28 protein-coding genes and 1 pseudogene are annotated in these 26,950 nt (G+C 44.6%); 8 read left to right on the forward strand and 21 right to left on the reverse strand.

Features of this window, described 5'->3' with window-relative positions; translation table 11 throughout:
* Position 1: 1 nt before the first annotated feature.
* The 10 genes from VX941_06605 to VX941_06650 are packed head-to-tail and all read right to left on the reverse strand — an operon-like array spanning position 2 to position 8,899.
* Complete coding sequence (locus VX941_06605; protein MEE2933079.1) at positions 2-616, reverse strand: NADH-quinone oxidoreductase subunit J; 615 nt, start codon at positions 614-616, stop codon at positions 2-4.
* Between the two features lie 37 nt (positions 617-653).
* Positions 654-1,151 carry an NADH-quinone oxidoreductase subunit NuoI gene (gene nuoI / locus VX941_06610; protein ID MEE2933080.1) on the reverse strand — a complete coding sequence of 166 codons (498 nt, stop codon included), beginning with the start codon at positions 1,149-1,151 and terminating at the stop codon, positions 654-656.
* Entirely contained in the window at positions 1,151-2,182 is a 1,032-nt protein-coding gene (gene nuoH / locus VX941_06615) for an NADH-quinone oxidoreductase subunit NuoH (GenBank protein ID MEE2933081.1), read from the reverse strand. Before nuoH ends, nuoI begins: the two co-directional genes overlap by 1 nt.
* A complete protein-coding gene (nuoG, locus tag VX941_06620; protein ID MEE2933082.1) occupies positions 2,175-4,244 on the reverse strand; it encodes an NADH-quinone oxidoreductase subunit NuoG in 2,070 nt (689 codons plus the stop codon). Before nuoG ends, nuoH begins: the two co-directional genes overlap by 8 nt.
* 19 nt (positions 4,245-4,263) lie before the next feature.
* A complete protein-coding gene (gene nuoF, locus VX941_06625) occupies positions 4,264-5,559 on the reverse strand; it encodes an NADH-quinone oxidoreductase subunit NuoF (GenBank protein ID MEE2933083.1) in 1,296 nt (431 codons plus the stop codon).
* Positions 5,560-6,138: an NADH-quinone oxidoreductase subunit NuoE gene (gene nuoE / locus VX941_06630; GenBank protein ID MEE2933084.1), complete on the reverse strand. Its 579-nt coding sequence runs from the start codon at positions 6,136-6,138 to the stop codon at positions 5,560-5,562.
* A gap of 8 nt (positions 6,139-6,146) precedes the next feature.
* Positions 6,147-7,325: an NADH-quinone oxidoreductase subunit D gene (locus VX941_06635; GenBank protein ID MEE2933085.1), complete on the reverse strand. Its 1,179-nt coding sequence runs from the start codon at positions 7,323-7,325 to the stop codon at positions 6,147-6,149.
* 2 nt (positions 7,326-7,327) lie between these two features.
* Complete coding sequence (locus tag VX941_06640) at positions 7,328-7,960, reverse strand: NADH-quinone oxidoreductase subunit C (GenBank protein MEE2933086.1); 633 nt, start codon at positions 7,958-7,960, stop codon at positions 7,328-7,330.
* A 43-nt stretch (positions 7,961-8,003) separates the two neighbouring features.
* Complete coding sequence (locus VX941_06645; protein ID MEE2933087.1) at positions 8,004-8,543, reverse strand: NADH-quinone oxidoreductase subunit B family protein; 540 nt, start codon at positions 8,541-8,543, stop codon at positions 8,004-8,006.
* The gene (locus VX941_06650) at positions 8,534-8,899 is read right to left on the reverse strand and encodes an NADH-quinone oxidoreductase subunit A (protein ID MEE2933088.1); all 366 of its coding nucleotides are present in this window, start codon (positions 8,897-8,899) and stop codon (positions 8,534-8,536) included. The genes VX941_06645 and VX941_06650 overlap by 10 nt, the downstream gene beginning before the upstream one ends.
* Before the next feature lie 413 nt (positions 8,900-9,312).
* Between VX941_06650 and VX941_06655 the strand changes: the two genes are divergently transcribed.
* Together VX941_06655 and VX941_06660 are read left to right on the forward strand one after the other, a co-directional pair.
* Complete coding sequence (locus tag VX941_06655; protein ID MEE2933089.1) at positions 9,313-9,792, forward strand: tetratricopeptide repeat protein; 480 nt, start codon at positions 9,313-9,315, stop codon at positions 9,790-9,792.
* 107 nt (positions 9,793-9,899) lie between these two features.
* Positions 9,900-10,619 (forward strand): metallophosphoesterase, encoded by a 720-nt coding sequence (locus VX941_06660; GenBank protein ID MEE2933090.1) that lies wholly within the window; start codon positions 9,900-9,902, stop codon positions 10,617-10,619.
* 3 nt (positions 10,620-10,622) lie between these two features.
* Here the strand turns inward: VX941_06660 and VX941_06665 are convergent, their stop codons facing one another.
* The 4 genes from VX941_06665 to VX941_06680 all read right to left on the reverse strand — a co-directional run bounded on the left by VX941_06665 (position 10,623) and on the right by VX941_06680 (position 13,960).
* Positions 10,623-11,072 carry a GNAT family N-acetyltransferase gene (locus tag VX941_06665; GenBank protein ID MEE2933091.1) on the reverse strand — a complete coding sequence of 150 codons (450 nt, stop codon included), beginning with the start codon at positions 11,070-11,072 and terminating at the stop codon, positions 10,623-10,625.
* Positions 11,073-11,185: 113 nt separating this feature from the next.
* Positions 11,186-11,530: a hypothetical protein gene (locus VX941_06670; GenBank protein MEE2933092.1), complete on the reverse strand. Its 345-nt coding sequence runs from the start codon at positions 11,528-11,530 to the stop codon at positions 11,186-11,188.
* Positions 11,530-12,861 (reverse strand): acyclic terpene utilization AtuA family protein, encoded by a 1,332-nt coding sequence (locus VX941_06675; protein MEE2933093.1) that lies wholly within the window; start codon positions 12,859-12,861, stop codon positions 11,530-11,532. The genes VX941_06670 and VX941_06675 overlap by 1 nt, the downstream gene beginning before the upstream one ends.
* A gap of 145 nt (positions 12,862-13,006) precedes the next feature.
* Complete coding sequence (locus VX941_06680; GenBank protein ID MEE2933094.1) at positions 13,007-13,960, reverse strand: hypothetical protein; 954 nt, start codon at positions 13,958-13,960, stop codon at positions 13,007-13,009.
* Positions 13,961-14,262: 302 nt separating this feature from the next.
* Here VX941_06680 and VX941_06685 point away from each other — a divergent pair, with 302 nt between their 5' ends.
* Positions 14,263-15,270: a ligase-associated DNA damage response exonuclease gene (locus tag VX941_06685; GenBank protein MEE2933095.1), complete on the forward strand. Its 1,008-nt coding sequence runs from the start codon at positions 14,263-14,265 to the stop codon at positions 15,268-15,270.
* The gene (locus VX941_06690) at positions 15,267-16,844 is read left to right on the forward strand and encodes a cisplatin damage response ATP-dependent DNA ligase (GenBank protein ID MEE2933096.1); all 1,578 of its coding nucleotides are present in this window, start codon (positions 15,267-15,269) and stop codon (positions 16,842-16,844) included. The genes VX941_06685 and VX941_06690 overlap by 4 nt, the downstream gene beginning before the upstream one ends.
* Before the next feature lie 313 nt (positions 16,845-17,157).
* Here the strand turns inward: VX941_06690 and VX941_06695 are convergent, their stop codons facing one another.
* A complete protein-coding gene (locus VX941_06695; protein MEE2933097.1) occupies positions 17,158-17,340 on the reverse strand; it encodes a hypothetical protein in 183 nt (60 codons plus the stop codon).
* Positions 17,341-17,543: 203 nt separating this feature from the next.
* Here VX941_06695 and VX941_06700 point away from each other — a divergent pair, with 203 nt between their 5' ends.
* Positions 17,544-18,818, forward strand: coding sequence for a DEAD/DEAH box helicase (locus VX941_06700; GenBank protein MEE2933098.1), 1,275 nt, complete (start codon positions 17,544-17,546; stop codon positions 18,816-18,818).
* Between the two features lie 76 nt (positions 18,819-18,894).
* On the opposite strand, the gene VX941_06705 is transcribed toward VX941_06700, so the two are convergent.
* From VX941_06705 to VX941_06715, 3 genes and pseudogenes are all read right to left on the reverse strand, one after another.
* The gene (locus VX941_06705; protein ID MEE2933099.1) at positions 18,895-19,464 is read right to left on the reverse strand and encodes a hypothetical protein; all 570 of its coding nucleotides are present in this window, start codon (positions 19,462-19,464) and stop codon (positions 18,895-18,897) included.
* A gap of 42 nt (positions 19,465-19,506) precedes the next feature.
* Positions 19,507-19,851 (reverse strand): annotated as a pseudogene (locus VX941_06710) (DUF427 domain-containing protein).
* 49 nt (positions 19,852-19,900) lie between these two features.
* On the reverse strand, positions 19,901-20,371 hold the full coding sequence (locus VX941_06715; GenBank protein MEE2933100.1) for a TerB family tellurite resistance protein: 471 nt from the start codon (positions 20,369-20,371) through the stop codon (positions 19,901-19,903).
* Between the two features lie 339 nt (positions 20,372-20,710).
* Between VX941_06715 and VX941_06720 the strand changes: the two genes are divergently transcribed.
* The 3 genes from VX941_06720 (at position 20,711) to VX941_06730 (ending at position 23,866) form a co-directional block, all read left to right on the forward strand.
* Positions 20,711-22,198: a lyase family protein gene (locus VX941_06720; protein MEE2933101.1), complete on the forward strand. Its 1,488-nt coding sequence runs from the start codon at positions 20,711-20,713 to the stop codon at positions 22,196-22,198.
* A gap of 211 nt (positions 22,199-22,409) precedes the next feature.
* The gene (locus VX941_06725; protein MEE2933102.1) at positions 22,410-22,709 is read left to right on the forward strand and encodes a hypothetical protein; all 300 of its coding nucleotides are present in this window, start codon (positions 22,410-22,412) and stop codon (positions 22,707-22,709) included.
* A 260-nt stretch (positions 22,710-22,969) separates the two neighbouring features.
* The gene (locus tag VX941_06730) at positions 22,970-23,866 is read left to right on the forward strand and encodes an NAD(P)-dependent oxidoreductase (GenBank protein MEE2933103.1); all 897 of its coding nucleotides are present in this window, start codon (positions 22,970-22,972) and stop codon (positions 23,864-23,866) included.
* Positions 23,867-24,002: 136 nt separating this feature from the next.
* Here VX941_06730 and VX941_06735 read toward each other — a convergent pair whose 3' ends face one another.
* The 3 genes from VX941_06735 to arsB all read right to left on the reverse strand — a co-directional run bounded on the left by VX941_06735 (position 24,003) and on the right by arsB (position 26,456).
* A complete protein-coding gene (locus VX941_06735) occupies positions 24,003-24,227 on the reverse strand; it encodes a hypothetical protein (protein MEE2933104.1) in 225 nt (74 codons plus the stop codon).
* A gap of 146 nt (positions 24,228-24,373) precedes the next feature.
* The gene (locus tag VX941_06740) at positions 24,374-25,099 is read right to left on the reverse strand and encodes a hypothetical protein (GenBank protein ID MEE2933105.1); all 726 of its coding nucleotides are present in this window, start codon (positions 25,097-25,099) and stop codon (positions 24,374-24,376) included.
* Positions 25,100-25,394: 295 nt separating this feature from the next.
* The gene (gene arsB / locus VX941_06745) at positions 25,395-26,456 is read right to left on the reverse strand and encodes an ACR3 family arsenite efflux transporter (GenBank protein MEE2933106.1); all 1,062 of its coding nucleotides are present in this window, start codon (positions 26,454-26,456) and stop codon (positions 25,395-25,397) included.
* Positions 26,457-26,950: the final 494 nt, after the last annotated feature.

Raw genomic sequence — 26,950 nt, forward strand, 5'->3', positions numbered from 1 at the left:
ACTAAACCCCGCTACCCGTTTTAACGTCGATAATTTCAATGGCTTCTTCGGGTTTCCGATCTAGCTGAGCCGTTATGCGTTGCCTTTTCACACCTTCACGCTGTCTCAAAGTGAGTACAATAGCTCCCAGCATTGCGATCAATAAAATAAGACCAGAAGCCTGAAAAAGGTAAACGTATTTAGTATATATCAGACGACCCAGTGCCAATGTATTGGACACACCATCAATAACCTGGGTGTTGACTGAAGCACTCTTTAAGTCAGCAGGAGAAATAACCCAGCCACTGACCACCATTAGTAACTCTAAAATAAGGACAAGACCAATCAATCCGCCGATTGGAAGGTATTGCAAAAAACCCTGCCTAAGTTGCACAAAATTTATGTCGAGCATCATAACAACAAAAAGAAACAACACAGCGACTGCGCCTACATAAACTATTACCAATGTCATTGCGAGATATTCTGCCCCCATTAAGACAAAGAGACCGGCAGAATTAAAAAAAGCCAGAATTAAGAAAAGAACTGAATGCACTGGATTACGCGAGCCAATCACCATTGCCGCCGAAGCGATAGTAACGCTAGCGAAAACATAAAACGCTATTGCTTGCACCATCATGAACGCCACTATCCTTTGTTAAAGTGCCAAAACTTTTTTATCTATACGGTGCGTCGAGGTTTATATTATTGGCTAATTCACTTTCCCAACGTTCACCATTCCTCAATAATTTTCCCTTATTATAAAAAAGCTCCTCTCGCGTTTCTTTGGAAAATTCATAATTAGGCCCTTCCACTATTGCGTCAACTGGGCACGCTTCTTGGCAGAAACCACAATAAATACATTTAGTCATGTCTATATCATAGCGTGTAGTGCGGCGTGAACCATCCTCCCTAGGCTCTGCCTCAATCGTTATCGCCTGTGCAGGACATACAGCTTCACAAAGCTTGCATGCAATGCATCGCTCCTCACCGTTGGGATATCTCCTGAGGGCGTGTTCTCCTCGAAACCTTGGGCTAAGTGGCCCTTTTTCATAGGGATAATTTATAGTGTACTTCGGTTTAAACATAGATTTAAACGTAAGCCACATGCCAGCAATAAGCTCTACCAACAAAAAACCACGTGCTGCACGGTCAAGTATAGACATGTTACTAATTACCTCCCCCCTGCAACCGGCAAAAGATCAAAAACAAGAAGAAAACCTGCGGTAAGTACTACGAATACCAATGAAAGGGGAAGAAAAACCTTCCAACCGAGGCGCATTAATTGATCATAACGATAACGCGGAAAAGTGGCGCGCACCCATAGAAAGAGAAAAAGCACGGCCATAATTTTTAAAACGAACCAAATCGGGCCAGGGACAACAGTAAAGGGATACATGTCAAAAGGAGGTAACCATCCTCCTAGGAATAACACCACGGTCATACCACTCATCAAAATCATGTTGGCATATTCCCCGAGAAAGAACATAGCAAACGTCATTGATGAATATTCCACATTGTACCCGGAAACTAATTCCGCTTCAGCCTCAGGCAAATCAAAAGGTGCGCGGTTTGTTTCAGCCAGAGCTGAAATAAAGAAAACAACAAACATGGGCAGTAAGGGCAAAAAATGCCAGTGCAGAATTCCACCTTTCTGCGCCACAACAATGTCACTGAGGTTAAGCGATCCAACCGCTAGTAATACGGTTATTATCACAAAGCCAATTGATACTTCGTAAGAGACCATCTGTGCAGCGGAGCGCAGTGCACCAAGAAAAGCGTATTTTGAATTAGATGCCCAGCCGGCCATTATGATGCCGTAAACACCGAGAGAGGAAATCGCAAAAAGATAGAGTACGCCGACGTTGATATCGGCGAGCACCAGTCCCTCACCAAATGGGATTACTGCCCAAGCTATCAAAGCCAATATAAAAGTAATCATGGGTGCTAGCACAAATACAACTCGGTTGGCACTGGCAGGAATAACAGTTTCCTTTAAAAACAGCTTAAGCCCGTCTGCGATAGGCTGGAGTAATCCGAACGGGCCCACAACGTTCGGTCCACGCCGCAGTTGGATCCACCCAATAACCTTTCTTTCAGCCAAAGTAAGGTACGCCACGCCAAGAAGAAGAGGTACTGTAATAGCCAGAATACCCCCAATGATCCATGCGACCGGCGCGACATATAATTGGAAAAATTCAGCCATTGGTTCCTGTAGCCTTCAAGGAATTTACGCCTAATTCTTCAGTGCATTGCGCCATCGTTTCTGAGGCCCTTGTGATAGAATTAGTCATATAAAAGTTTGACACAATATTTGTTAAAGGTGCCGGGTCGACTTTACCTTCATTAGGTTTAAAACCATACCATTTAGCTGCCGTTAAAGTATTCAGGGCTAGCATTGAGGGGTAGGAGCTCCGAAGTTTTCCTCTAAGCTCATCGAGAGTATCAAAAGGCAACGGATGATTTAAAGCCCCAGACAACGCACGGATTACCGCCCAATCCTCCCGTGCTTCACCTGGTGGAAATGTAGCACGTGCCGCCATCTGCACACGACCCTCGGTGTTCACATAGGTAGCGGGTTTTTCGGTATACGCAGCACCCGGCAATATAACGTCCGCTCTGTGGGCACCGGCATCGCCATGGTGCCCTTGGTAAACAATGAACGCGTCACCAAAACCATCCATATTTACCTCATCGGCACCTAATAGATAAACGAGCCCAATTTCGCCAGACTGTGCCCTAGTCTGAATTTCATCAACGCCACCACCACCATTGGCAGGGACAAATTCAATGTCTAGCCCGCCGACCCGTGCCGCAGCTGTATGAAGTACGTTAAAACCGTTCCAATCATCGGTAACAATTCCATGCACATCAGCGACTTTTTTTGCCATAGCAAGGATGGCCTCCCCATCTGCCCGGGTCAGCGCACCCATTCCTATTATCACCATAGGCTTTTCTGATGCGGAAAGGATCCCTGAAAAAGAGTGGCTACCTTCGGCGATAGCACGAAGTGAGTCAACGTTATTACCCAGATGCTCATACTCGTAAGTTAAATCAGAAGGTTCCCCAATTAATGCAATCGGCAATCCCCTGGTAAACCAATTACGACGAATACGAGCATTAAGGACGGATGCCTCGACACGAGGGTTAGTCCCGATTAATAGCAAAGAATCGGTTTCATCAATCCCAGCTATACCAGAATTAAAGATGTATCCTGCGCGATGTTTCGCTGAAAGCTTTGCGCCATCTTGTCGACAATCAAGATTAGGGCAACCAAGCGAATGCATTAATTCTTTCAGTGCATACATACTCTCAATGCACGCTAAATCACCCGCAAGCGCGGCCATACCCTGCCCTTTTAACGGCTTTATTTTTTCTGCAACCGTTGAAAATGCTGTTCCCCAATCGACTGGGACTAACTTCCCGTGCTCACCGCGAACATACGGTCGATCCAAGCGTTGGCGAGAGAGCCCATCACATGCAAAACGTGTTTTATCTGATATCCATTCCTCATTAATTTCCTCGTGCAACCGCGGCAGAATACGCAGAACCTCATTTCCACGTGCATCCACGCGAATGTTGGATCCTTGTGCATCCATGACGTCTATACTTTCAGTTTTAGTAAGCTCCCAAGGACGGGCAGTAAAAGCATATGGCTTAGAAGTCAATGCTCCTACCGGGCACAGATCAATAACGTTTCCCGAAAGCTCGGAATGTATCGCCTCCTCTAACGTTGAAATCTCAGCGTGTTCCCCTCGGTTTAACAACCCGATAGAATCCACGCCAGCAACTTCAGATGAAAAACGCACACAACGCGTGCAATGTATGCAACGTGTCATAATCGTTTTCACTAAAGGCCCCATATATTTTTCTTTTACTGCGCGCTTGTTTTCGTCATATCGGCTGCCCTCGTGCCCGTATGCGACAGCCTGGTCTTGCAGATCACACTCGCCGCCCTGATCACAAATTGGGCAATCAAGTGGGTGGTTTATCAAAAGAAATTCCATCACACCCTTGCGTGCTTTACGGACCATATCGCTGTCTGTTTTGATCTCCATTCCGTCGGAAACCGGCAAGGCGCATGAGGCCTGGGGTTTCGGGGGGCCAGGGGACACCTCAACAAGACACATTCTGCAATTACCGGCAACTGATAGTCTCTCGTGGTAACAAAAGCGTGGTATCTCCACGCCAGCCTGCTCACAGGCTTGGAGCACCGAAACCCCCGCCTCAACCTCTAACTCTTCACCATCAATCGTAACTTTTGGCATCGTATAACCTTCAATCCACCTATTCGGCCGCTTGCGCCGTTACTACAGAATTCTGCACTTTTAGGATACGCTCTTCAATAACTGGCCTAAAGTGACGTATTAAACCCTGAACCGGCCAAGCCGCGGCATCACCAAGCGCGCAAATCGTATGTCCTTCCACCTGCTTTGACACTTCCAATAAAGTATCTATTTCGTCTACTGTAGCGTTGCCTGCAGCTAGACGCTCTAAAACTCGCCACATCCAACCGGTACCCTCCCGACAAGGTGTGCACTGACCACAACTCTCGTGCTTATAAAAATAAGCAAGCCGGGCAATCGCCTTTATTATGTCTGTTGATTTATCCATCACGATGACCGCGGCGGTACCGAGACCAGTCTGGGCTTCTTTAAGCGCATCAAAATCCATGAGAATATCATCACAAACTTCTCTTGGAATGCATGGCGTAGAACTGCCGCCAGGTATCACCGCTAGCAAATTATCCCAACCACCACGCACGCCTCCAGCGTGCTTTTCAATCAAATCTTTAAGAGGCGTCGACATGGCCTCTTCAACATTACACGGCTGATTGACATGCCCTGAAATACAAAAAACTTTTGTGCCATGGTTGTTCTCGCGACCAAACGAAGTGAACCAAGATGCGCCGCGTCGAAGAATTGTTGGGGCAACAGCAATAGTTTCAACGTTGTTTACGGTTGTAGGGCAACCATATAAGCCGGACATTGCCGGGAAAGGGGGTTTTAATCTCGGCTGACCTTTTTTGCCCTCTAGACTTTCTAATAGGGCAGTCTCCTCTCCACAAATGTAAGCGCCGGCCCCGCGATGAACATACACGTCGAAAGCCCAGTCTGAATTTGCTGCATTTGAACCCAACAACTTAGCCTCATAAGCCTCTGCAACAGCAGCTTCTAATCTCATTGCTTCATTGTAGAATTCACCTCGAACGTAAATGTACGCAGAGTGAGCACCCATAGCAAATCCTGCCACTAAACACCCTTCGATCAGCCTATGGGGATCGTGGCGTAATATATCACGATCCTTGCATGTTCCAGGCTCACTTTCATCCGCATTCACAACAAGATAGTGGGGACGTTCACTTTCCTCTTGAGGCATAAATGACCACTTAAGTCCCGTCGGGAAACCAGCCCCGCCACGACCGCGCAACCCCGAGGCCTTCATCTCCTCAATAATCCAGCCACGGCCTTTTTTGATTAAATCCGCTGTGCCGTCCCACACGCCTCTAGAGCGTGCCGCCTTTAACTCCCAATCCTCAAAACCGTAAAGATTTGTAAAGATACGATCTTTATCCTGTAACATTTACTTCATCGCCTCAATTAATGTAGTTCTTCCTTCGATCGGTTCAGAACTGGTTCGGCCCACTTGCGAACCAATCGTTGGCTGTCTACCCGCCCTAAGTTCTTCAAGCACATCAATCACATTCTCAGGCGTCAAATCCTCGTAAAGATCGTCGTTGATCTGAACCACGGGCGCGTTAACGCATGCACCAACACACTCAACCTCCATCAAACTAAACACACCGTCATCGGTTGTTTCGCCCATTCCAATTCCAAGGTGTTCTTTAATAGCGTCCACCACAGCCGACGAATCCCTAAGCCAGCACGGTGTTGTGGTACAACATTGAAGGAGAAACTTTCCAACAGGCTTGAGATTGATCATGGTGTAGAATGTTGCTACCTCGATGACTCTTATGCGCGGCATTTCAAGCATAGTTGATATTTCATCGATAGCCTCATCAGAAACATATCCTCCAATTTGGCGTTGAGCTAAATCAAGCAGCGGCAAAACAGCGCTTTGTTTGCGGTCCTCGGGGTATTTAGCCAAAGCGCGTTTTACCTCACCCTCGTATTCCCCAATAAATGTGAAATTACTACCCACTCCCGCACCTATCGGTCTATCTCGCCAAATACAATATCCATAGAGCCGAGCACTGCGACGGAGTCAGCCAACATATGCCCCTTACAAATATGGTCCATTGCTTGAAGGTGAGCATATCCCGGAGCTCTGATTTTGCATCGATACGGTTTATTGGTACCGTCTGCAACGAGATACACACCAAACTCGCCTTTCGGCGCCTCGACCGCGGTATAAGTATCGCCGTCAGGCACATGAAAACCCTCTGTATAAAGTTTAAAATGGTGTATCAATGCCTCCATTGAACGCTTCATTTCACCGCGCGACGGTGGCGCAGCTTTGCCGCGCGCCAGAACGTCACCAGAGGGCATTTTATCAATACATTGATGAATTATCTTCAAACTTTGACGAATTTCCTCAACACGGCAAAGATACCGGTCGTAGCAATCGCCATTCTTACCCACTGGGATATCAAACTGCAGCTCGTCATATACCATGTAAGGTTGGGACTTCCTAAGATCCCACGGGATCCCTGAGCCTCTTAGCATGGGACCAGAGAACCCCCAACCCATAGCATCTTTTGCCGAAACAATACCTACATCAACCGTCCGCTGCTTGAAAATTCGGTTTTCGTTAAGCAGCGTTTCTAAATCATCAATAAATTTGGGGAAGCCAACCGCCCACTCTTCTATGTCTTCCAACAATCCAGCGGGCAAGTCTTGGTGCACCCCACCTACGCGATAGTAGGCTGCATGTAATCGGGCTCCCGACGCACGCTCATAGAATTCCATGAGTATTTCTCGGTGTTCAAATGCCCAGAGCATCGGCGTCATGGCCCCAACATCGAGCGCAAAGGCCGTTAAATTAAGAAGGTGATTCAAAATACGGCCCAATTCATCGTAAAGAACACGAATGAATTGTCCGCGTCTTGGAACTTCAATTTTCAAAAGTTTTTCTGCAGCAAGAACAAAAGCATGTTCTTGATTCATTGGCGCTACATAGTCTAGCCGATCAAAATAGGGAATTGCCTGAAGAAAAGTTTTATACTCAATCAGCTTTTCTGTACCACGGTGCAAGAGACCAATATGCGGATCAATGCGCTCCACAATCTCACCATCCATCTCCATCACCATGCGCAAAACCCCGTGAGCCGCTGGATGCTGCGGACCAAAATTAATGGTCATTGTTTTGAGCTTTTGTTCGGAAGCCATATTTATGCAGTCCCCTCAGGATCCTTGGTGTCAGATTTTTCGTCCCCCGGCAAATCTGGGGTCATACCTTCCCATGGGCTCAAGAAGTCAAAATTGCGAAAATCTTGTGTGAGTTTTACTGGCTCGTAAACCACTCGTCGCTCCTCATCATCGTAGCGAACTTCCACGTACCCCGTTAATGGAAAGTCCTTTCGAAGAGGGTGCCCGTCAAACCCGTAATCAGTAAGTATCCGACGCAAATCTGGATGGTCTTTGAAAAATATTCCGTATAAGTCCCAAACTTCACGTTCATACCAGCCCGCAGCAGGAAATATGCCAGAAATCGTTGGCACCCAATCTTCCTCATCCACGGTGACTTTGACTTTTATTCTAAGATTATGTTTTAGCGATAACAGATTATAAACGACATCAAACCTTGGCTCACGAAGAGGAAAATCAACGCCACATATATCCACGAGAACTTGGAATAAACAGGAAGTATCTGTTTTCAAAACTCGCAATACCTTAACCAATTGGGAAGCTTCTACGTGTATCGTTAACTCACCGTTTGCAACACCCCGAGTTTTGATATCCGAGGGGCAAAGATGAACCAAATGCTCCTGAAGCTCCAGTAATGTCTGGCTTTTTTCATCCATTGTACGAGACAACTATCATTGTTTGTAACTTGGTCCGGAACGCTCAACGAGCTATCGTTCCGGTCCTACGAATTTTCTTTTGTAATTGCAAAATCCCATAAACCAACGCTTCGGCAGTAGGTGGGCACCCAGGCACGTAAATATCAACTGGTACGATACGATCGCACCCGCGCACCACCGAGTATGAGTAATGATAATAACCCCCTCCATTCGCGCAGCTTCCCATAGAAATTACCCACCGAGGTTCGGCCATTTGGTCATATACCTTGCGCAAAGCCGGAGCCATTTTATTTGTGAGTGTGCCGGCCACGATCATAACATCGGACTGGCGTGGAGAACCTCGTGGAACCACTCCAAATCTGTCAAGGTCGTAACGAGGCATGTAGGCGTGCATCATTTCAACCGCACAACAAGCAAGACCAAACGTCATTGGCCACAGTGATCCCGTACGAGCCCAGTTGACTAACTTGTCGAAGTTAGCAACAACAAAACCCTTATCAGTCAACTCTTCTGTAACGGCAGTCAAAACTCCGTTGGGGCCATCAGTTGACGGTTGTATATTGTTGTCAAGCCCTACTCCCATTCTAAAGCCCCTTTGCGCCATTCGTAGATAAAACCGACAGTCAAAATTCCTAAAAATAGAATCATAGACCAAAACCCAAAAACGCCAATATCACCGAGTGCAACAGCCCATGGGAATAAAAAAGCGACTTCCAAATCGAAAATAATAAAAAGTATCGCAACCAGATAAAACCGAACGTCAAACTGACTTCGGGCATCATCGAATGCCTCAAAACCACATTCGTAGGCCGAAAGTTTTTCAGAGTCAGGCTTTTGACGAGCGACTATGAAACTTGCGAGCAGCATAGCTCCAGCCATGCCTATAGCGATCGCTAAAAATATTACAATCGGAACGTATTCTTTCAATAACTCCGTCATTTCCAACCTTGCCAAAAAGCGGATACAACTCCGCAATAAAGAAACGACATTGGACGAACTTCCGTCCTACTTTCGCTGCAATATAGTGAGAGAAAGCGCTGGCGCAAGTGCGTATAACAGCACTCAGCAAGGTAGAACGTAAGCCACTGATTCCTATAAGTTTTTTTAAGCATCAAAACAAGAGCACCAAAGCCAAGCTACCCTAAATGGGCTTTTAGACGTTTAAACCATTTTACCGAGGACTCCAAAGCAATTATGCAGCACGCCATCTGCGACCCTATTAATCACAATTGTGCAAAGTACAGTTAGAGGTTTTTCATACCAGACGCGCCATTTAGATTGGATTTTTACAGTCCTAAAATATATATGGGGCGTGAAGGACCTAACCTCAACTCATTTCAGGAGAAATTTAAATGCAACTATTGCGGCTTGCGTTACTCGCTCTTTTATTGGTTCTACAAACAAATCAAGTCCGTGCCGCTGATGATCCTCTTAGCGAAGAGCAGCTAAAGAGAAAAGCGTTGCAGGACCTTTCTGCTGCAAAAAAACAAATCAAAGCAAAAAAGTATGATTACGCCGTGTATTTCCTCAAAGAAGCACTCGACGCCGATAAGAAAAATGCAGACATTTATTATAATCTTGGGTTTGCCTATAGAAAGATGAAGAAATTTGACAAATCAATGGCCGCCTACAATAAGGCCCTTAAAATTAACCCAAAACATAAAGGGGCCTTGGATTATCAAGGCGAATTGTTTTTAACTTTGAAGAAACCAGCTGAAGCCCAAAAGAATTGGAAAAAATTACAAAAATTATGCCCAAGAGGTTGTCCTGATTTCACGAAGTTGCAAAAAGCAATCACCAGCTATAACTCCGGCACATACGGAGGCTATTAAAAACAAAAGAGGAAGTTTCCCTTCAAAAATAGTACGCAACACTCTTTTTGGTTAGAATATTGATTATGTTACAACACATACTGTTATCGAATTAGCAGGGAAGCTTCATGCCGCACCCACTCAGAATAGCACACTGCTCCGATCTGCATTTAGATGGAGACGGGTATTCACCAGACAATCAAAGTCCTAGTGCCTTATTTGTAAAAACTCTTCAACAAATTAAGAAATCCGATCCACACCTTCTCTTAATCGCCGGGGATCTTTTCGATAGCAATCGAGCGGATGATAGCATTGTGCTTTGGGCGATGCGTGTACTAGAAAGTTTGCCATTCAAAGTGTTTGTCATACCCGGTAATCACGACTGTATGCAACCAAATGGTGTTTTTGAACGGCATGACTTTAATGCTATCGAAAACGTCGTAATGCTAGCTAACCCAAATGGAGAAGTAGTTTGGGCCGAAGACCATGGCGTAGCAATTTGGGGAAAAGCAATGGTATCTCATACGCCCGAATATCGCCCGCTCAGTAATTGTCCAACACGCCCCGAGGGTTGTGATTGGTATCTTGGGATGGGGCATGGATTATTTGTTGGAAATGAAAAAGATAGCGAGCGATCATCTCCTATCACATTGCAAGAAGTCGAAGAGAGCCCATGCGACTATGTCGCCCTCGGTCATCATCATGCTGCAATGGAAATAGTTACAGATATAAAAACAGCAGCTTACTCTGGCTCACCGACTGATAACATAGGTAAAGGCCACACCTTCGCAGTGGTAAAACTTATTAAAGGCGTAGCGCCAGCATTGAATATCCTGACATTAGAGTAAAACTTACTTTCCCAAATTTTTACGGAAGTAAGTGGTTTCATTCACTGCGTTTCTATAGCCGAGTTGGTGATAAAAAGTGTGTGTGCCCCCCTCTGCTCGGTGTGTCGCGCTGGTGACTTCCACTAATGAACATCCATCAGACATTGCCAGCTTTTCGACGTGGCTGATCATTTTACTCCCTACTCCCTTACCGCGCCATTGCTCATCAATAACCAACGTAGTAATTCGAGAAACAGGCTTGATAACGTGAGGCCAGTGGAGAATTTGTAGGCTGATAAAACCAACAACCTGTGTGTCCATCTCAGCTACTATCATGTGGGTTCCGGGCATTCTTGCCAGCATGCTAGTTTTTTTTTGAATCTCTGTCCTATTTAATTCATAGCCCAGTTGAAGAAAGAGTTTCTCCAGAGCTGATGCATCATTGGAGGTAGGTGGCCTGAGAGTTATGTCCATATGTTCAAAGTCCATTACTCAACGTTGGTCTACGTATATTTTTCAGCCGATATTTTTCATCCACCCGGTCAACCCGTTTATCGTGTTTTGATGATAGCGCCGGTTGGTCTGTTTCAACATTCAGCAAACACCCAATGGTTGTCAGGCACCTCAATTTCCATGCACAGCAATATTGAAGCTCTCGATTTACCGTGCGTGTCTACCGCAAGGGAATCATTAACTCCACCCTCGAGTGCTTCGTCTAATATAAAGTTAAAAGCCTTGAGCGATGGAAGGTCAAACCGCTTTACATCTCCTTTAACGATATGACCAAAATAATCTTTGACTGCCTCTTCCGTCACTTGCTCAGACAATAAATCATAATCCTCATCGCGATAAGGAATGAGTCCGATATTGGATCGATTGCCTTTATCACCGGCACGCCCGTGCGCTATTTTATGAAGCTGTAATCTTGCCATTATTGCACCATCTGAAAATTAGGTTGGATCTTTTCCCGAGGCAGATAGGTAGCATAAGTACGAATAGTTCTTCGTAACGATTGCGTTTTTCCGCCGCCACCAGCAGGGCCATTAGTTGCTAATGTTTCAGCCTCTGCCAAAGCCGCCTGAGCACTCTCCTTATCAGGCGCCCGCACACAAAACCTCAGCCGGGCATCAAGCATTTCTTCGTTAGGCTCTCCAAACGAGAAGACACTATTTACCCCAATGATATCCACTCGCAATGGCAAATTCGATACTGCCTTATCGCGCCGCAGACGTTTAGTGACAACTTCGCCTGCGAGTTTAGCGCGCCCAGCAGCATTCCATCCACCGTAAGAAATTTCTGCAACTCCGAGCCATCCATTATCAACGCCGCATAGAACTTTAAGTTGATCTGGACGTTTCCGTCCTCGGACGCCCGACAGCCGAACACGATCCTTACCTAAGTCTTCTGCCTCAACTTCGTTAATATCCATAACAACGTCTGGGGTACGGTAATCACCAGGGTCGCCAAGCTCATAAAGGAGTTGCTGTCGAACCACATGCCGATCAACAAGCCCTCCAGACCCGTGTGTCTTCGTGATTATGACACCCTCATCGCTAACTTCTGCTATCGGAAACCCTAGGCGATCAAGGTCGGGGACTACTCGTTTCCCGCCGTCTGCATAATTTCCTCCTGTCGCGTGCCCTGCGCACTCAAGCATATGACCGGTCATGGTTCCTAAGGCTAATTTATCATAGTCTTCCGGACCCCAGCCAAAATGGTGAGCTAAGGGGGCAACGGCTAATGCTGGATCAGCAACTCGGCCCGCAAGGACAACATCGGCACCCTGGTCAAGGGCATCTTTCATTTCGAATGCTCCGATATACGCGTTGGCACAAATCAAAGGTGTGCCAAGGTTTGAAAGCTTTTGTCCGGTTTCTGCCAAAACCGGATCTAATTCTCTTACCATCTCAGTAACATCATCACCCGTAATCGCAGCAACCTTCAAGTTGTTTAAACCATGCTCTTTGGCAACGTCGCAAACTAACTTCGCAGCACCAATCGGATCAGCCCCACCAAGATTTGTAACTATTCGGACTTTTTTCTCTACAGCAGTCGGCAGAAGTGTTTCCATTCGATGCCGTAAATTAGCTACGTGTCCGGGCTTACCTGAACGCTTAGCTTCCTGAAGAAGTGCGAGCGTACGCTCAGCAAGGTGCTCCAGCATGAGAAAATCAACATTAGAATTTTCAAGAATATCCAACGCAGGCTCCAACCTATCATCGAGGAATCCCGCACCACCCCCAATTTTAATGCTCTCAGTCATTGCTTACTTCTCCTTACAACCAACGGGCCACCCGATTTGCGTAGCAAAATAAATTTCTCAATTTACACTACAAACTCCTTGAGCGATTGAACAGTTCAAGCGTTTGATTTTTGCGACCTAACCATCATATGCCTAGAAACGTCCGTCAAGGTACATTGGCTGTCGGCAATCCCCACAAACGCTCAGCATTCCGGTGCGCAACCGCGTGAGCTACAGCAGAAGGCAGGCTTTGCAATACTTTTTGCCAGATATGAGCTTGTTTTATATAAAACCAACCCCAATCCTCTTGCCAAACATTATCAAAAGCGAGGATGAATCTATCTGGATATTGAAGAACCAATTTACGCCAGGCTGGAATCAAACCGTTAGCACCGACCATTTCGGTCCATGGTTGACTCTTTTGTTTTATACCGTACCAATTTGCACGAGATGTGATTAGATGCAAATTATGATGATTTTCCAGCAGTCTCCCAGCCTCATTTGCTCGTAGCTGACCAAGATGCATCAATGCAACAGGATATCTATCCTGGCCTTGAAGAAATTCTTCAAATTGATTCATAAATGATGATCTCTGTAATGTATCACCTGGCACCGACTGAAATTCAATGTGCAAAACAATAGGCCATCCTTTGGACCGAGCAGCAGAGATTGCAGCAGCCGCCTGGGGCTCTGCAAAATCCATGTCTATTTCAGGGGCATCTCCTTTTCGTTTTTCAGCATGGTAGATCATAATTTCGGCCATAGCACCAAAGGTTGGATCCTGAAGCTGCTTGTTAAGACGCCGATAATATCTCGGCGAATTATCGCGATAAATGCCACCTTTTGTTCTTATGGATGCTGTGATCCGTTCAGGATTGGCCACTGCAAGACTGCTAATTTTTCGCCAACTTAAACCGCGACGTGCAGACAACAATGTACGGGAAACACCAGCCTTCTTCATCAGGGGAATAATGTCATCCAGATCTAAATATTTGCTTGCTTGGCTATGCGCATCAATCATTGGAATCCTTGTAGTGGCGTTTTCCAATGAGGTAGTTGTAACGCAGCCTCCAACAAATAAGAGAATGAAAACGCCACATAATCTTGCAAAATTTGACAATCGTATTCCTCCAACTTCTCAAACTGTAGCCAACGGAACTGATAATAAGATGGTTCATCAATAATGAGTATTGCTCTTTAATCCAAAACGTTTGAAATAGATCTAATCAGATTATCGGAAATTCGAACAAATAAAAAATACCGAGAAAATCGTGGAATGCGAAGATAGTAGTATTTTTGAAGATCAACGGACCAGCTTGGCCATGCATTAGCAGTGCTTGTTTATTATTTGGAAAACCATAAATACAAGGTTATACGTCCCCATCTTAGAATTAGTTAACAGAATTTTATATCCGCCAGATCATGCCAAAACCTCAGTCATGGCTTAAGGTTACACCACACGGATTATTCTGCATGCCGGGTGATTTTTATTTGGACCCCATAAAAGCAGTACCGAAGGCAATAGTTACTCACGGCCACGCCGATCACGCCCGTCCGGGTCATGAGGCGGTAATTGCGACACCCGAGACGATCGAAATAGCCAAAATGCGCATGGGTAACAATACATGGCAAAAAACAGAAGCACTCCAATACGGAAGAAGCCTTAGGTTTAACGGTGTGAATATTTCTTTAGAGCCGGCAGGACACGTTATCGGAAGTGCCCAGGTAGTGCTTACTTACGGAGGTTCCAAGGTTGTTGTATCAGGTGATTATAAACGCCGGCAAGATCCGACCTGCCTCCCCTTCAAGGTTGTTCAGTGTGATACTTTTATTACCGAAGCAACATTTGCCCTTCCGGTATTCCGCCACCCTGACGATCACACTGAGATTAAAAAATTACTTGCATCATTGGAACGGAACCCTGATCGTACTCATTTGATAGGGGCCTACGCACTTGGCAAAGCACAACGTGTGATCGCTTTGTTACGAAAAGCAGGGTATCAGAGCCCAATATTTTTGCACGGCGCAATAAAGAAAGTTTGTAATCTGTATAAGCAACTCGGAGTTCCGCTCGGTGAATTGAAAAGTGTTTCGCACTCAAACAAAAAAGACCTTATAGGGCAGATTGTTATTGCACCACCAAGCGCCACTAGGGATCGTTGGTCTCGAAGATTTACTAATCCCATAGTTTGCTTTGCATCCGGCTGGATGCAAATTAGACAGAGAGCTCGGCAACGCGGTGTTGAACTTCCACTTATAATTTCTGACCATGCAGACTGGGATGAGTTGACACAAACCTTAGTAGAAGTTGAAGCACCGGATATTTGGGTAACGCACGGGCGTGAGGAAGCACTAATTCACTACGCTGAAACGAAAGGAATTAGAGCAAGGGCACTATCCATGATAGGCTACGAAGAGCAGAACGAATGAGAGCCTTCTCAGAACTTTTAGATAATCTTATTTGCACTCCACAAAGAAATGGTCGCATCCGATTACTCATCAATTATTTTGAAAAAGAAAAAGATCCAAACCGTGGTTGGGCAGTCGCTATATTAACAGGCGGCTTGGAATTGCCTAATGCAAAGACATCAGTAATACGAAGCTTGATTTCTGCTCGAACAGACCAGAAATTATTCGAGCTGTCTTACGAATATGTAGGTGACTTAGCTGAAACAGTATCGCTCTTATGGCCAAACACTAGCAACAACAAGACACATCTCAATCTAACAAACGTTATTAAAGACTTGCAGAAAGCGAACCGCAAAACCTTTTATGAACTGGTTGAGAACACCCTAGATAAAATAGATACATCGGAAAGATTTGCATTTTTAAAACTAATAATGGGCAACCTGAGGGTTGGTGTATCTGGTCGTTTAGTCAAGCTCGCATTAGCCGAATACGGCAATAAAGAGCCCTCAGAAATAGAGGAACTGTGGTTCGGACTTAAGCCTCCCTATCAAGATCTTTTTGCATGGCTAGAGGCAAAAGCGCCGCCACCAATCATTAATGACAAATTAATATTTCGACCTTTGATGTTAGCAAATCCGATAACAAAAGACGCCCTTATGGATTTAGAGCACCAAAACTTTGTTGCCGAATGGAAGTGGGACGGAATAAGAGCTATCCTTGTAGGTGATGGCAAGGAATGTAAACTTTACTCGAGGACAGGAGATGATATTGGACAAGCCTTCCCAGACATTGTGCGCCTAACAAAATTCAGAGGTGTTGTCGATGGCGAATTATTGATAGTACGTGAGGGTGTTGTCGCACCCTTTAACGATTTGCAAAAACGCCTTGGTCGGAAAAAACCCAGCAAAAACCTGCTCAAAGAATATCCTGCCCATTTTCGGGTATATGATATGTTGTTTAATCATGACATAGACTTGCGATCGAAGTCACTTATCGATAGACGAACAAAATTAAAAGATTGGGTTGATGCTGTAGCGTCAACCCAAATTGACTTCTCCTCACAAATAAACTTTTCAAGTTGGGAAGAGCTTTCAGCCATTAGAGATCAAGCTCGGGAAAATGGTATTGAAGGGTTAATGCTGAAGCAAATAAATAGTCCCTACCTTCCTGGACGACCAAAAGGACCTTGGTTCAAATGGAAAAGAGACCCACTAGTCGCTGATTGCGTGCTTATGTACGCCCAGCGGGGCCATGGCAAACGATCCTCCTTTTATTCTGATTATACCTTCGGTTGTTGGCGCAGTACCGTTGATGGAGTTGATGAATTGGTTCCTGTTGGGAAAGCTTATTCGGGTTTTACAAATACTGAATTGGTCGAGATTGACCGTTGGGTACGAGCAAACGGAAAAGAGCGTTTTGGACCTGTTCGCGCGGTTGAAGTTGGACTTGTCTTTGAAGTCGCATTTGACGCTGTTCACCTTTCAAGTCGCCATAAGTCTGGTCTTGCAATGCGTTTCCCGAGAATCCATCGCATTAGGTGGGACAAACCTGCTCAAGAGGCAGATAGAGTGGAAGGCCTATTGGAACTGGTATAAATAGCAATGTGATGGTGCCATAAAAATCTTATATTCAACAACAAGAAGTGGTTTAGCCCTATTTTTTTTTACTCTTCCACGTACCACCGTAGTGATAAGTGTCAGGACATTCTTTTTTTACTATATTCAAACAAGCGTTGCACAGAAACATCCAGCCTATATTATTCTGGAATTTGCAACGAAAAAGGACACTAGCTGTTCTTCCGCACCTAGCACAATCCTTGTATCGTTCCCTCAAAAACCCCCCCCTTCCAAATATTCTGGCTATATAAAACGATCCAAAATTATATTTCACAAATCTGGCAACCGACAATTATGAAGCCTTCAAAACTTCTGCAATAGCATCATCGATAACCCCCAGCATCTGCAAACACATTTCGTCGGGCGCCTCGTCGTCTATTAATTCCCGCTCCTCGATCAGGTATTCTAATCTTTTCTTTTCCGGCATGTCCGTTAAAAGCTTGTGTAATTCATCCTTATATTGATCTGCTCTCATTGGATAACTCTACTTCGTTGCTTGACTTTCTTTCAATAACCGCACACGTAACAGTGACGGGCACGTATATCGCGATCTCAAACTTTATATAGAGCTGCGACTTTAAGTTAACAAAAAAATATTAATTCAAATTAATGCGCGAGATCTTCCGCTCTTGCTGAGTAGGCCAAAAGGGCGTAGTTCGGCTAGAAAGAAAACAGTTTATGTCTGACTTCCAAGGATTTGGTTTGGTAAAACCAATATTAAGAGCTCTAAAATCCGCGGGTTACACGCACCCTACTCCCATTCAAGACCAAGCAATTACACCATTGATGGAGCACAAGGACCTTTTGGGAATTGCACAGACTGGCACCGGAAAAACCGCGGCTTTTGCACTTCCAACGCTCCATTTATTGGCAACCGGGGGAAGGAAAGCGCTACGCCGTGAACCAAGAGGTCTGATTCTCGCTCCGACACGGGAGCTTGCTGGGCAAATCACTGACAGCATTCATGCTTATTCCAAAGACCTACCGCTACGTTCTATGGTTGCGGTTGGCGGGGTCTCAATACGGCCACAAATGCAGAAATTGAACCGTGGTGTTCATATTCTTGTTGCAACCCCAGGCCGATTGCTCGATTTAATGAAGCAGGGACATGCATCTCTGCGTTCAGTTCAGATCTTTATTTTAGATGAAGCAGACCGCATGCTTGATATGGGTTTCATTCACGATGTGAAAAAAATTGCTGCACAATTGCCAGATCGCCGCCAAACAGCTCTTTTCTCTGCCACAATGCCAAAAAATGTTAAGTTACTTGCGGATAAACTACTTACAAAACCTGTTCTGGCTGAAGTGACACCACCAGCCACCACCGTCGAAAAAATAGAGCAGCAGGTGCTCTTCGTGCCGCAAAATAAGAAGATGCAACTACTCATCGAAATGCTTGGCGATAAAAAAATACAACGCGCCCTTATTTTTGCACGCACCAAGTATGGCGCGAACCGAGTTTCAGAGAAGATAACGAAAACCGGCATCAATGCTGATGCAATCCACGGAAATAAAAGCCAAAATGCACGACAAAAGGCACTGGATAAATTCCGAACCGGCAGCATACGTGTGTTAGTTGCAACGGATATCGCCGCGCGAGGAATAGATGTCGAAGGCATCACCCATGTGATTAATTTTGATTTGCCAAACGAGCCCGAAAATTATGTGCATCGTATTGGGCGGACTGCGCGTGCCGGCCGGCAGGGAGTGGCAATATCTTTTTGCCAAGCTAATGAACGTCACTACTTGAAAAATATTGAAAAAGTCATTCGCCAAACGATCCCTGTATCCAAAAACCACCCTTACCACGAGGAGCAGCCAGTAAAGAACGAAGCAAATAATAAGAAATCTCCTGCTTTGGAAAATAATAAAGTAAAAATGAAGCAAAGTAGTAAAACTCCTCATCGGCGTCGAAATCGGAAACGCCGAAAAAAGCCAAAGCTCGCTGCCTAGCGACTTTTTAAATGATTGCGGTTTTAGATTGTGGATCTTACGCAAACGAGTTTGTTGATCCCCAAGAAATAATAAGCTAGGGCGTTATCCATTCTGCTTTGATAGGGTCAGTGTCACACTGAAATAAAGCTCTTAAATGCTCGTCTCGGTTGAGTGACAACCAATCTATTTCCAAAATCGAAATCTCAATCACGCAAAAGTTTTTATCTTTAATCTCCCGTACTTTTGAGCAAGAGCCGACATTCTTACGAGGATGACCGGGCACTTGGATTGATTGATAAAGTTCCCGCTGATGCGTTGATAGCTTCGACCATGCCTCTCGCCTCACTGATTGGCTGGCAATCATCGCATTTCCCGTCATACGGATTTGTATTCCACGTTTACGGTCATGAAAGTGGGCCATAACAAACGAACAATTTTCAATCTGAATAACTTTTTGAGCACGGCGGTCGGAATGGAAGCGGAGTGTCAGTTCATCCTTTTGGGCTTGCCTGAGAACAACCGTACGAACGGACGATCCTCTATGCTCAAGTGAGCTTGATAAATTCATCCAACGATATTCAGATTTTGGATCGCTCGAGCCTCTTGCTAAGTTGCGCCATATCTCATCGTAAATTAAACTTAGATCGGGAAAATTATCCACCATAACACTCCGTTATTTAAGAGAGTGACCGACCTTTGGTACCAATTATCCAATTTTTAGTTCGGCCCGGTTCTCGAAGAATGCCATATAACCGGCATACTCCTCTCCCTCGTCAAAAGGCACTTCATAGGACCATATGATATTTTTTTCGAATTTATTATTTACCCTGACCGAGTAATAAGACGCCACGCCCTTGAATGGTCAAAAACTGTCATGGTCCGACTTCTCAATTAGGTCAGAACGGACATCAGCCGGCGGAAAATAATACACAGGAGTGTGATCACTCTCACGCATTATGAGAGTACGCGTAGAGTCTGCAACGCATTCTCCCATAACCAATGCACGTATTCTTCTACTATCACCCTCCACCGTAACCTTGTAGTCCGGCATCTTAATGAAGCCAGGCGCGGGTCCCGCGAGATTTATACCTTTGGCCAAATCAACATTCCCCGTTGGCTAGCCGAGCAGCTCTCTTTTTTGCATCACCATTTTCCCTATCAGATACATACAAAAGGCCTCCTACTCTGCGCATCATATTGGTTTCGAAATCATCTAGGTTGCCGTCAGAGTAAACTACCTCCCAAAGCATTTCTATCATCCGAATTCGCTCGCTCTCATCAAAATGATCACGAACAACCTTTGTAATACTATAGAGTTCAACAAGTTCGGCATTTGCCTCTTCCGCTGCGCTTATAATTTCACCGACTTCCTCCTCAGGAAGATCGAAGTGCTCGATAAGAAGTTTCGAGATTTTAGTCCTCTCAGCTGCCTCAAATGTGCCGTCCATCATCGCGGCCTCTATAAGGAGACCAGCCGCAGCATGATGAAGCGCAGCCACACTGTGGGAACCTGCGGAAACATTCTCTTCAGTTTCATTCCCGAAGATCATATTCTTTAGACCCTTAAGCATTATTCGTTGCCCCTCAGTAAGATAAAAATGATAGAGATATTTGTTTCAATTATATAGAGATTTTCTTCGGTCAAACAATGTAAGAAAAAGGTTCAGCAGAAACCCGCAGTGGCCTTCTCATAACCGTATTCGCCGCAGTCAAAAGCAGTGAATAGCTCTTAAAGAGTTTTACATGCAACCAGATTGCTAATGTTATCCAACATACAACCAAGCCAAAGGCAGCATCAATTTGAACTGGTGATGCGAAATAGAGTTGAACAAAGCTTAGTTCCATTGTGACCGGCAACACATGTAACTAAAAGTATTTAATAATAATATTTATTGAGGGAGGGATTTATTTTGAGCTTCTTGTGGAAAAAACGCCTTGGCGATAGTGCGAGTGATCTTCTAAAGCACTATTATGCAGATATTCTACGCCGTCCTGAAATGCTGGAAGCACTTCATGATTACGACAAAGCCCAATTGATAATGATAGCCGAGTCAAAGAGAGCACCCAAAAGTGCGGTAAAAAAATTGGTTAAGGCGATTGCCCGCATGGAGCGAGCTGGCGTTGTGAGCGAACGCCAGAAACTCTGGAATGTAATCCATGGCGGCGAGGACTACCTTCGCCAGGAGTGTGGCGAGGATGCGGCTGGATGGATACATCTTGGCCGTTCAAGTCCGACTATCCGAGTTGTTGCAAGCCGAATAGCCTTTCGAAGAAAACTTATAGATATAATGACATCAAATCTTGAACTTAGGCATGCAATGATCAAGCTGGCCCGCAAAAATCTGAGAACTCTTATGCCGGGATATGCTTATATTCAACCTATAGAGGCCGGTACGTTTGGCTATTATATTATGTCTTTTGTCGAGCCTCTAAGGCGCGATTTTGTTCGGCTTATGAATGCGTATGAAAACACCAACATAAGTGCAGTATGCACAGGCGGTGGGTATGGTATTGAATATGATCTTGATATCAAGCGATTGGATGAACTCCTAGGGTTTAAGACGGAGATGTGGAACGCTCGAGACGCAATCCGAAATTACGACTATGCGGTTGAGGCTTACATGGGGCTTGCTCTTATGCATAGTACCCTGGGACGCCTAGCGCTTGATTTTCTCATCTGGCACAGTCAGGAATTTAATTTTATACGCCTGCCAAGTCGTCACTCCATTACCTCTTCCATCGCCCCACAAATGCGCATTCCATATGTCCTTGAGTTTATAAATGCTACCAGCGGTCAAATAACGGGGCGCCTTACAGAAGCACTTTCGGTTTTAAAAACTGCATCCGATCAGCTCGAACCAGCAACAATGTTACCAGCAGAATTTTGGACTTGCTGCGATGAGTCACATGCCGCTATCGAGTCCCTCATTGACTGTCTCAACGAAATTGAAATTAACAAAAAACGCATGGCGGAAAAGGCACAAGCCCATTGGGTACAGGCAACGACACTTATCGCGTACCTAGTTAATGATAAAAATATGTCTTTCCGTGTCGCACACCAGATATTATCGGTGGTTGGTAAACAGGTAGTGGATAGTAACCTTTCTCCTGCTGGAATAACCGTTGACATGATCGAGGAAGCAGCGATTCAACATACCGGTAAAAAGATTGGCCTTAACGAAGAAGCCCTCAAACAAACACTCGATGCTTGGAGTGGTGTCGAAGGTCGTCACTATAGGGGTGGCACCTCGCCTGATCGAGTTCGCGCCCATATTAAAGCTGCAAAAGCGAGTGAACGGGAGGATACGAGACTTCTTAAGAAGATTATACGTGGTATCGAAGTGGCCTCAAAAAAACGGACTGTAGCCTTTAAAGAACTACAATCCGCGTTTCGGTAAATGTGGCTTAACGCTTAATGTAGTCTTACAGCAGCCGAAGCAGTTTGTACCAACTAGAGCAAGAACCCGGGGCGCTAGTTAAAGCTAATCACATCAGCAATACGGCTCATCGGAACAAGTGTTGCTCTGTGTTTTAAAATCTCAAGCTTTTAGGGTATAGTACCAAATAATAAAACCCACACGGCTTTTGATATAAAGAATATCCTTCATAATGAAAACTTTCCTGATAATTGTTTTTATATTTGCGGGTTTGCTTTTTTACCCCCAAATCCAGGAGGGCACTGAGTCGTCCTGTGCCGCTCTAGAGCGTAAGGTCGTGACAGTCCTTCATAAAAATAAAGAAGGCGCAGCATTTTTAGGGCTATTACTGAAAGGCTTATCAAATGGGGCATTTGCACAAGAGGCTATTAAGTCTGAGTATCCAAATTTACCCCCAATCATGGGATGCTCTATTTCCTATTACGATGTGCTCCTTAATCCAGAAAGAGCATTAAAATTAAAGGCTAAATAAGGGGAAAATTGATTTTGGGGGGTCACTGGAAATGCTTACATGGTAAATCATACGTATACTGTATCACGGCACTAAGCCATCATCCCCTTAACTGTATGTCAGTCTATCTCGAAAAATATTTTCTGTAGGGATCAAGTTCAGCTCTTTCTCCTAGGACGCTGTATTTAAATCCTACTGACTAAATTTTTGAAGAGAGTAACATCGGATTAAAATCACTTTAACGATGTTGGATGCATCAAAAACGCGCGGGAGATTTAAGAATGAGGGCGGGATTTATCGGAACCGGTAGTATGGGGGAGCCCTTGGCGACGAATATACTAGATCAAGAAAAATCTCTTGTAGCCTATGACGTAAACTCAGAAGCCACGGCAGGTTTAGCTGACAAGCAAGCACGAATTGTCAGTTCTCCAGCTGCCGTTGCAAACGAGGCTGAGCTTGTTTTTGCCTGCATGCCAACCATCGAGGCCTTCCGAGCGGTCATCACCGGTGCCGATGGTGTCATTAATGGTAAACAAATGAAGACGTTCGTCAATCTTGGCACTATGGGCTCAGAAGCAGTCACTGAGATGGAAAAAGCCCTCGCAGCGAATGGCATTCCGATGCTAGATTCCCCTATTACCGGCGGGGTACAACGGGCATGGGACGCTGATATTACGGTTATCACTTCCGGCCCTCAAAGCGTGTACGATCAAGTCGAACCTTATTTGAAGTCATTTGCCCGCGATATTCATTATGTCGGTGACAAAGTAGGGCAGGCTCAAATAGCTAAAGTCTGCAATAACATCATGTCTTTCACCAATTTGGTGATTGGCCTGGAAGCTTTAACATTGGCGTCAAAAGGCGGCCTCGATCCGCACAAAGTCCTTGACGTTATAAATTCTGGATCGGGTCAGAATAGCGCTTCCTTGTCAAAAATTCCTAACTCCATAATGAAGGGAAGTTTTAATCTACAAGCGCCATTACATATAATAGAAAAAGATGCGTTCTTGTGGCGAATGGAATCGGAACGCTTGGAAGTTCCCCAAGGAGTTGGAAGCGCAACCTATCAAACCATCCAAGAAGCCTTGGCGATGGGGCTGCGAGACGGCGATTTAAGCGAGATTGTCAAGGTTATTGAACGCGCAGCCGGGACAAAAATCCTGAATACCGACAACTAACTTCTTTTAGTTGGATAGATAACGAAAAATATCCAAAAACTTAGAGTTTCTTGGATTAACCTGTAAGCTTTTTCAAAACCTGCCTCGGTGACTGCATTCTGAAAAAAGTTGCAGACAACGGGAACAACAAGAGGGCCTATTTTGGCCGATTAGCTTTAAGGTCCCAGCCTTGGTAACAAACTGTAACACCGCCACTAACATCACATTTTCTGACATGATCAGCCCGCACAAAAACAATATACCCATTCTTAAAGTTGGGGAAAATTTTAAGTTTGTACTTGGTATCATAAACCCAGGCAGCAGCGGTTAATACCCCGACCGTTGTTACCAATACCAACGTCCAGTAATATCTACCGCGCATAGGTTCGCTCACCCTTCAACAAATTACCCCCCCATTTGTAAAAGAGGTTAAACAAATCCACCAAAACATGAATATAAAATTTTTAGATTTAAATTAGAGAAATACAATAAGCTATTGTTAACTCAAAGCATTGAACATTCTAGCGCTTAATCTCCGTCTTTGTTCTGCCCCTCGCTTGGTTTTTCTTCTACGGACTGATCATTTGAGATCTGTTCCTCATTCATTTCTTCACCGCCCTCCTGTTCTTGGCCTCGATTGGCTTCAACAACCTGTTCTTCACGCGGTTGCTCAAGTATTTCACCTTCGGGTAGGTTGGGATTTTCATATCGAGTATATAGAGTTTGAGTCCGCTTATCTGTCTTAGTTCTAACAAGATACTCTTTCGCCATCTTGTTACTGACAAGAAAAGTCAATACGTAGTTATGTGAAAATTTTCCTAGACAGTAAGTCCGTCCAACATTCTTCGCCAAAATATGCTGAATTTCTTCGTATGAGAGAAATTCTTTAATTAGCAGTTCATTCGCAACAATTTCCGCCCGCTTTTTAATCCATCTATCTTTAGCGTCTTGGAAAAAAGTCACCATCTCATCACAAAACTCAGGTGTTATTGGTGTATCAATGGTGGTTTCAATGTTGCTGCCGTGATCTCTAAAATTATAGGCAACACCCCTAGCACTTGCACTGAATTTAGCTTCGACTAGATGTTTGTTCTCAAAACCATACACACAACCAAGAAGGAATGATTGTGTAGGTGCTATACCACGTGTGCGGCAGTGGATGCCTTTGTAGCAAGTAGATTTTGGCCATTCGAACGAAACCGAATATTCAGAAGCAAATCCCCGTTGAAGATATGACTCAGCAAACTTTTCCATTCTAAACCCCTCTAATAAGGCCGTTCCCTCAATTCCCAGCAACAATTAAACAATCATGTGCAAACTGTTTTGATTGTACTTCCCTTTTCATATCATACACGCCGACAATCGAGATCACCAAGCATTCAAAGTTGATATAAAGTTAGGAAAATATCATTCCATATCATAAGCCTATTGAAAATGAGATAGGGCATAAAACCAAAATCGAGAAGAGGTAGCCTACAGACTGTCTCCCAAAAATATCTTTTTCTTATTGGAGGATAGAAGGTTTGTTATTTCTGGTCGAAAAATTTTTTCAAACAGCCGCAAACTTATTTTTTGTTCTATTAGCGAATGCTACCAACGATAGCATCACTGGCACTTCAACCAATACACCAACCACTGTAGCAAGCGCCGCGCCTGAGTGGAGGCCGAATAAACTGATGGCCACTGCCACTGCCAGCTCGAAGAAATTGGAGGTTGCAATGAGTGCAGCTGGTGCTGCTATAGAAAATGGTACACGCCAAATATATGCACAGCCATATGCAATTAAGAAGATGCCATATGTTTGTAAAAGTAACGGTAAGGCAATCAAACCAATAATCATTGGTTTAGTAAGTATGGTTTCCGCTTGAAAACCAAAAAGCAAAATAATGGTGGCCAGTAACCCCATGATGGAGAGTGGCTTTACTTTGGCACTGAACCATTCAACGTTGTCTCGCTTACCAGATTGGTCTAGCTTTTTGCGGGTGAGATATCCGGCCGCTAACGGAATAACAACATACAAAAAAACAGAAATCGCCAGAGTTTCCCATGGCACAACAATATCGGTTACGCCTAGCAAGAGGGCAGCCAACGGTGCAAAGGCAAAAATCATAATGATGTCGTTAATGGATACCTGCACTAGTGTATAATTAGCATCTCCATTTACTAATTGGCTCCAGACGAATACCATCGCTGTGCATGGCGCAATTCCGAGTAGTATCATTCCCGCAATATATTCCATCGCTGTTTCGGGATCGACCAACCCAGAAAAGAGGTATTCAAAAAACAAAACTCCAAGCGCAGCCATAGTAAAGGGCTTTATAAGCCAGTTCAAAAACAAGGTTATGCACAGGCCTTTTGGTTTCCGCCCAACGTCTCTAATACTTGCAAAATCAACGTTTACCATCATCGGGTAAATCATCACCCAAATAAAGATAGCCACCACCAAATTTACACTGGCATATTCGAGCGTTGCTACAAACTGGAAAGAAGACGGTGAAATCGTGCCAAGGCCAACACCACCACCAATACATAGCGTCACCCAGAGAGAGAGATAGCGCTCAAATAGGCCAAGGGGCGAACTTTTAGTGATGGTAATTTTTCTTTTGATCATTGAATCCCTAAAATTAACTGCTGAAATCTAAGTCACGGTAGTGCGGTTTAAGTCAAATGTTGCCCAATTCTGCCGAGCACGATCGCGTCTGACGCCAACGTCTGCATGCGTGCAGCTTTCGACTATCAAACTATTCGAAGATACTTGAAGTTCATTACAGTTTAATGACTAATGTAATTTTTAAAGACCTTTCAACCCAGCATCACAAGATAGCGATGGCACAAGAAAAAAAGTAAATTCTCTTTTTGGAAAACTTCTAAAACTATCGAGCAAAATAATTTCTCAGTTGCTTCTTGTAGGATACAGATCTCAAAAACACATACTCAAGAAACCCAAAATGATAACAATCAGAAATTTTTATCCCGCCATTATTAGCTTATCGCCATAATGTGCAGAAAATTCAGCGCCTAGGTATTCCGCAAGCCGCTGCATCGCAAATTTACCACAACGGTTTTCCGCATCGGTGTTGTAATTTGTGTTCGTATTGATGTCGT

The organism is Pseudomonadota bacterium, assembly GCA_036339585.1.
In the GTDB taxonomy this organism is placed as follows: domain Bacteria; phylum Pseudomonadota; class Alphaproteobacteria; order UBA8366; family UBA8366; genus UBA8366.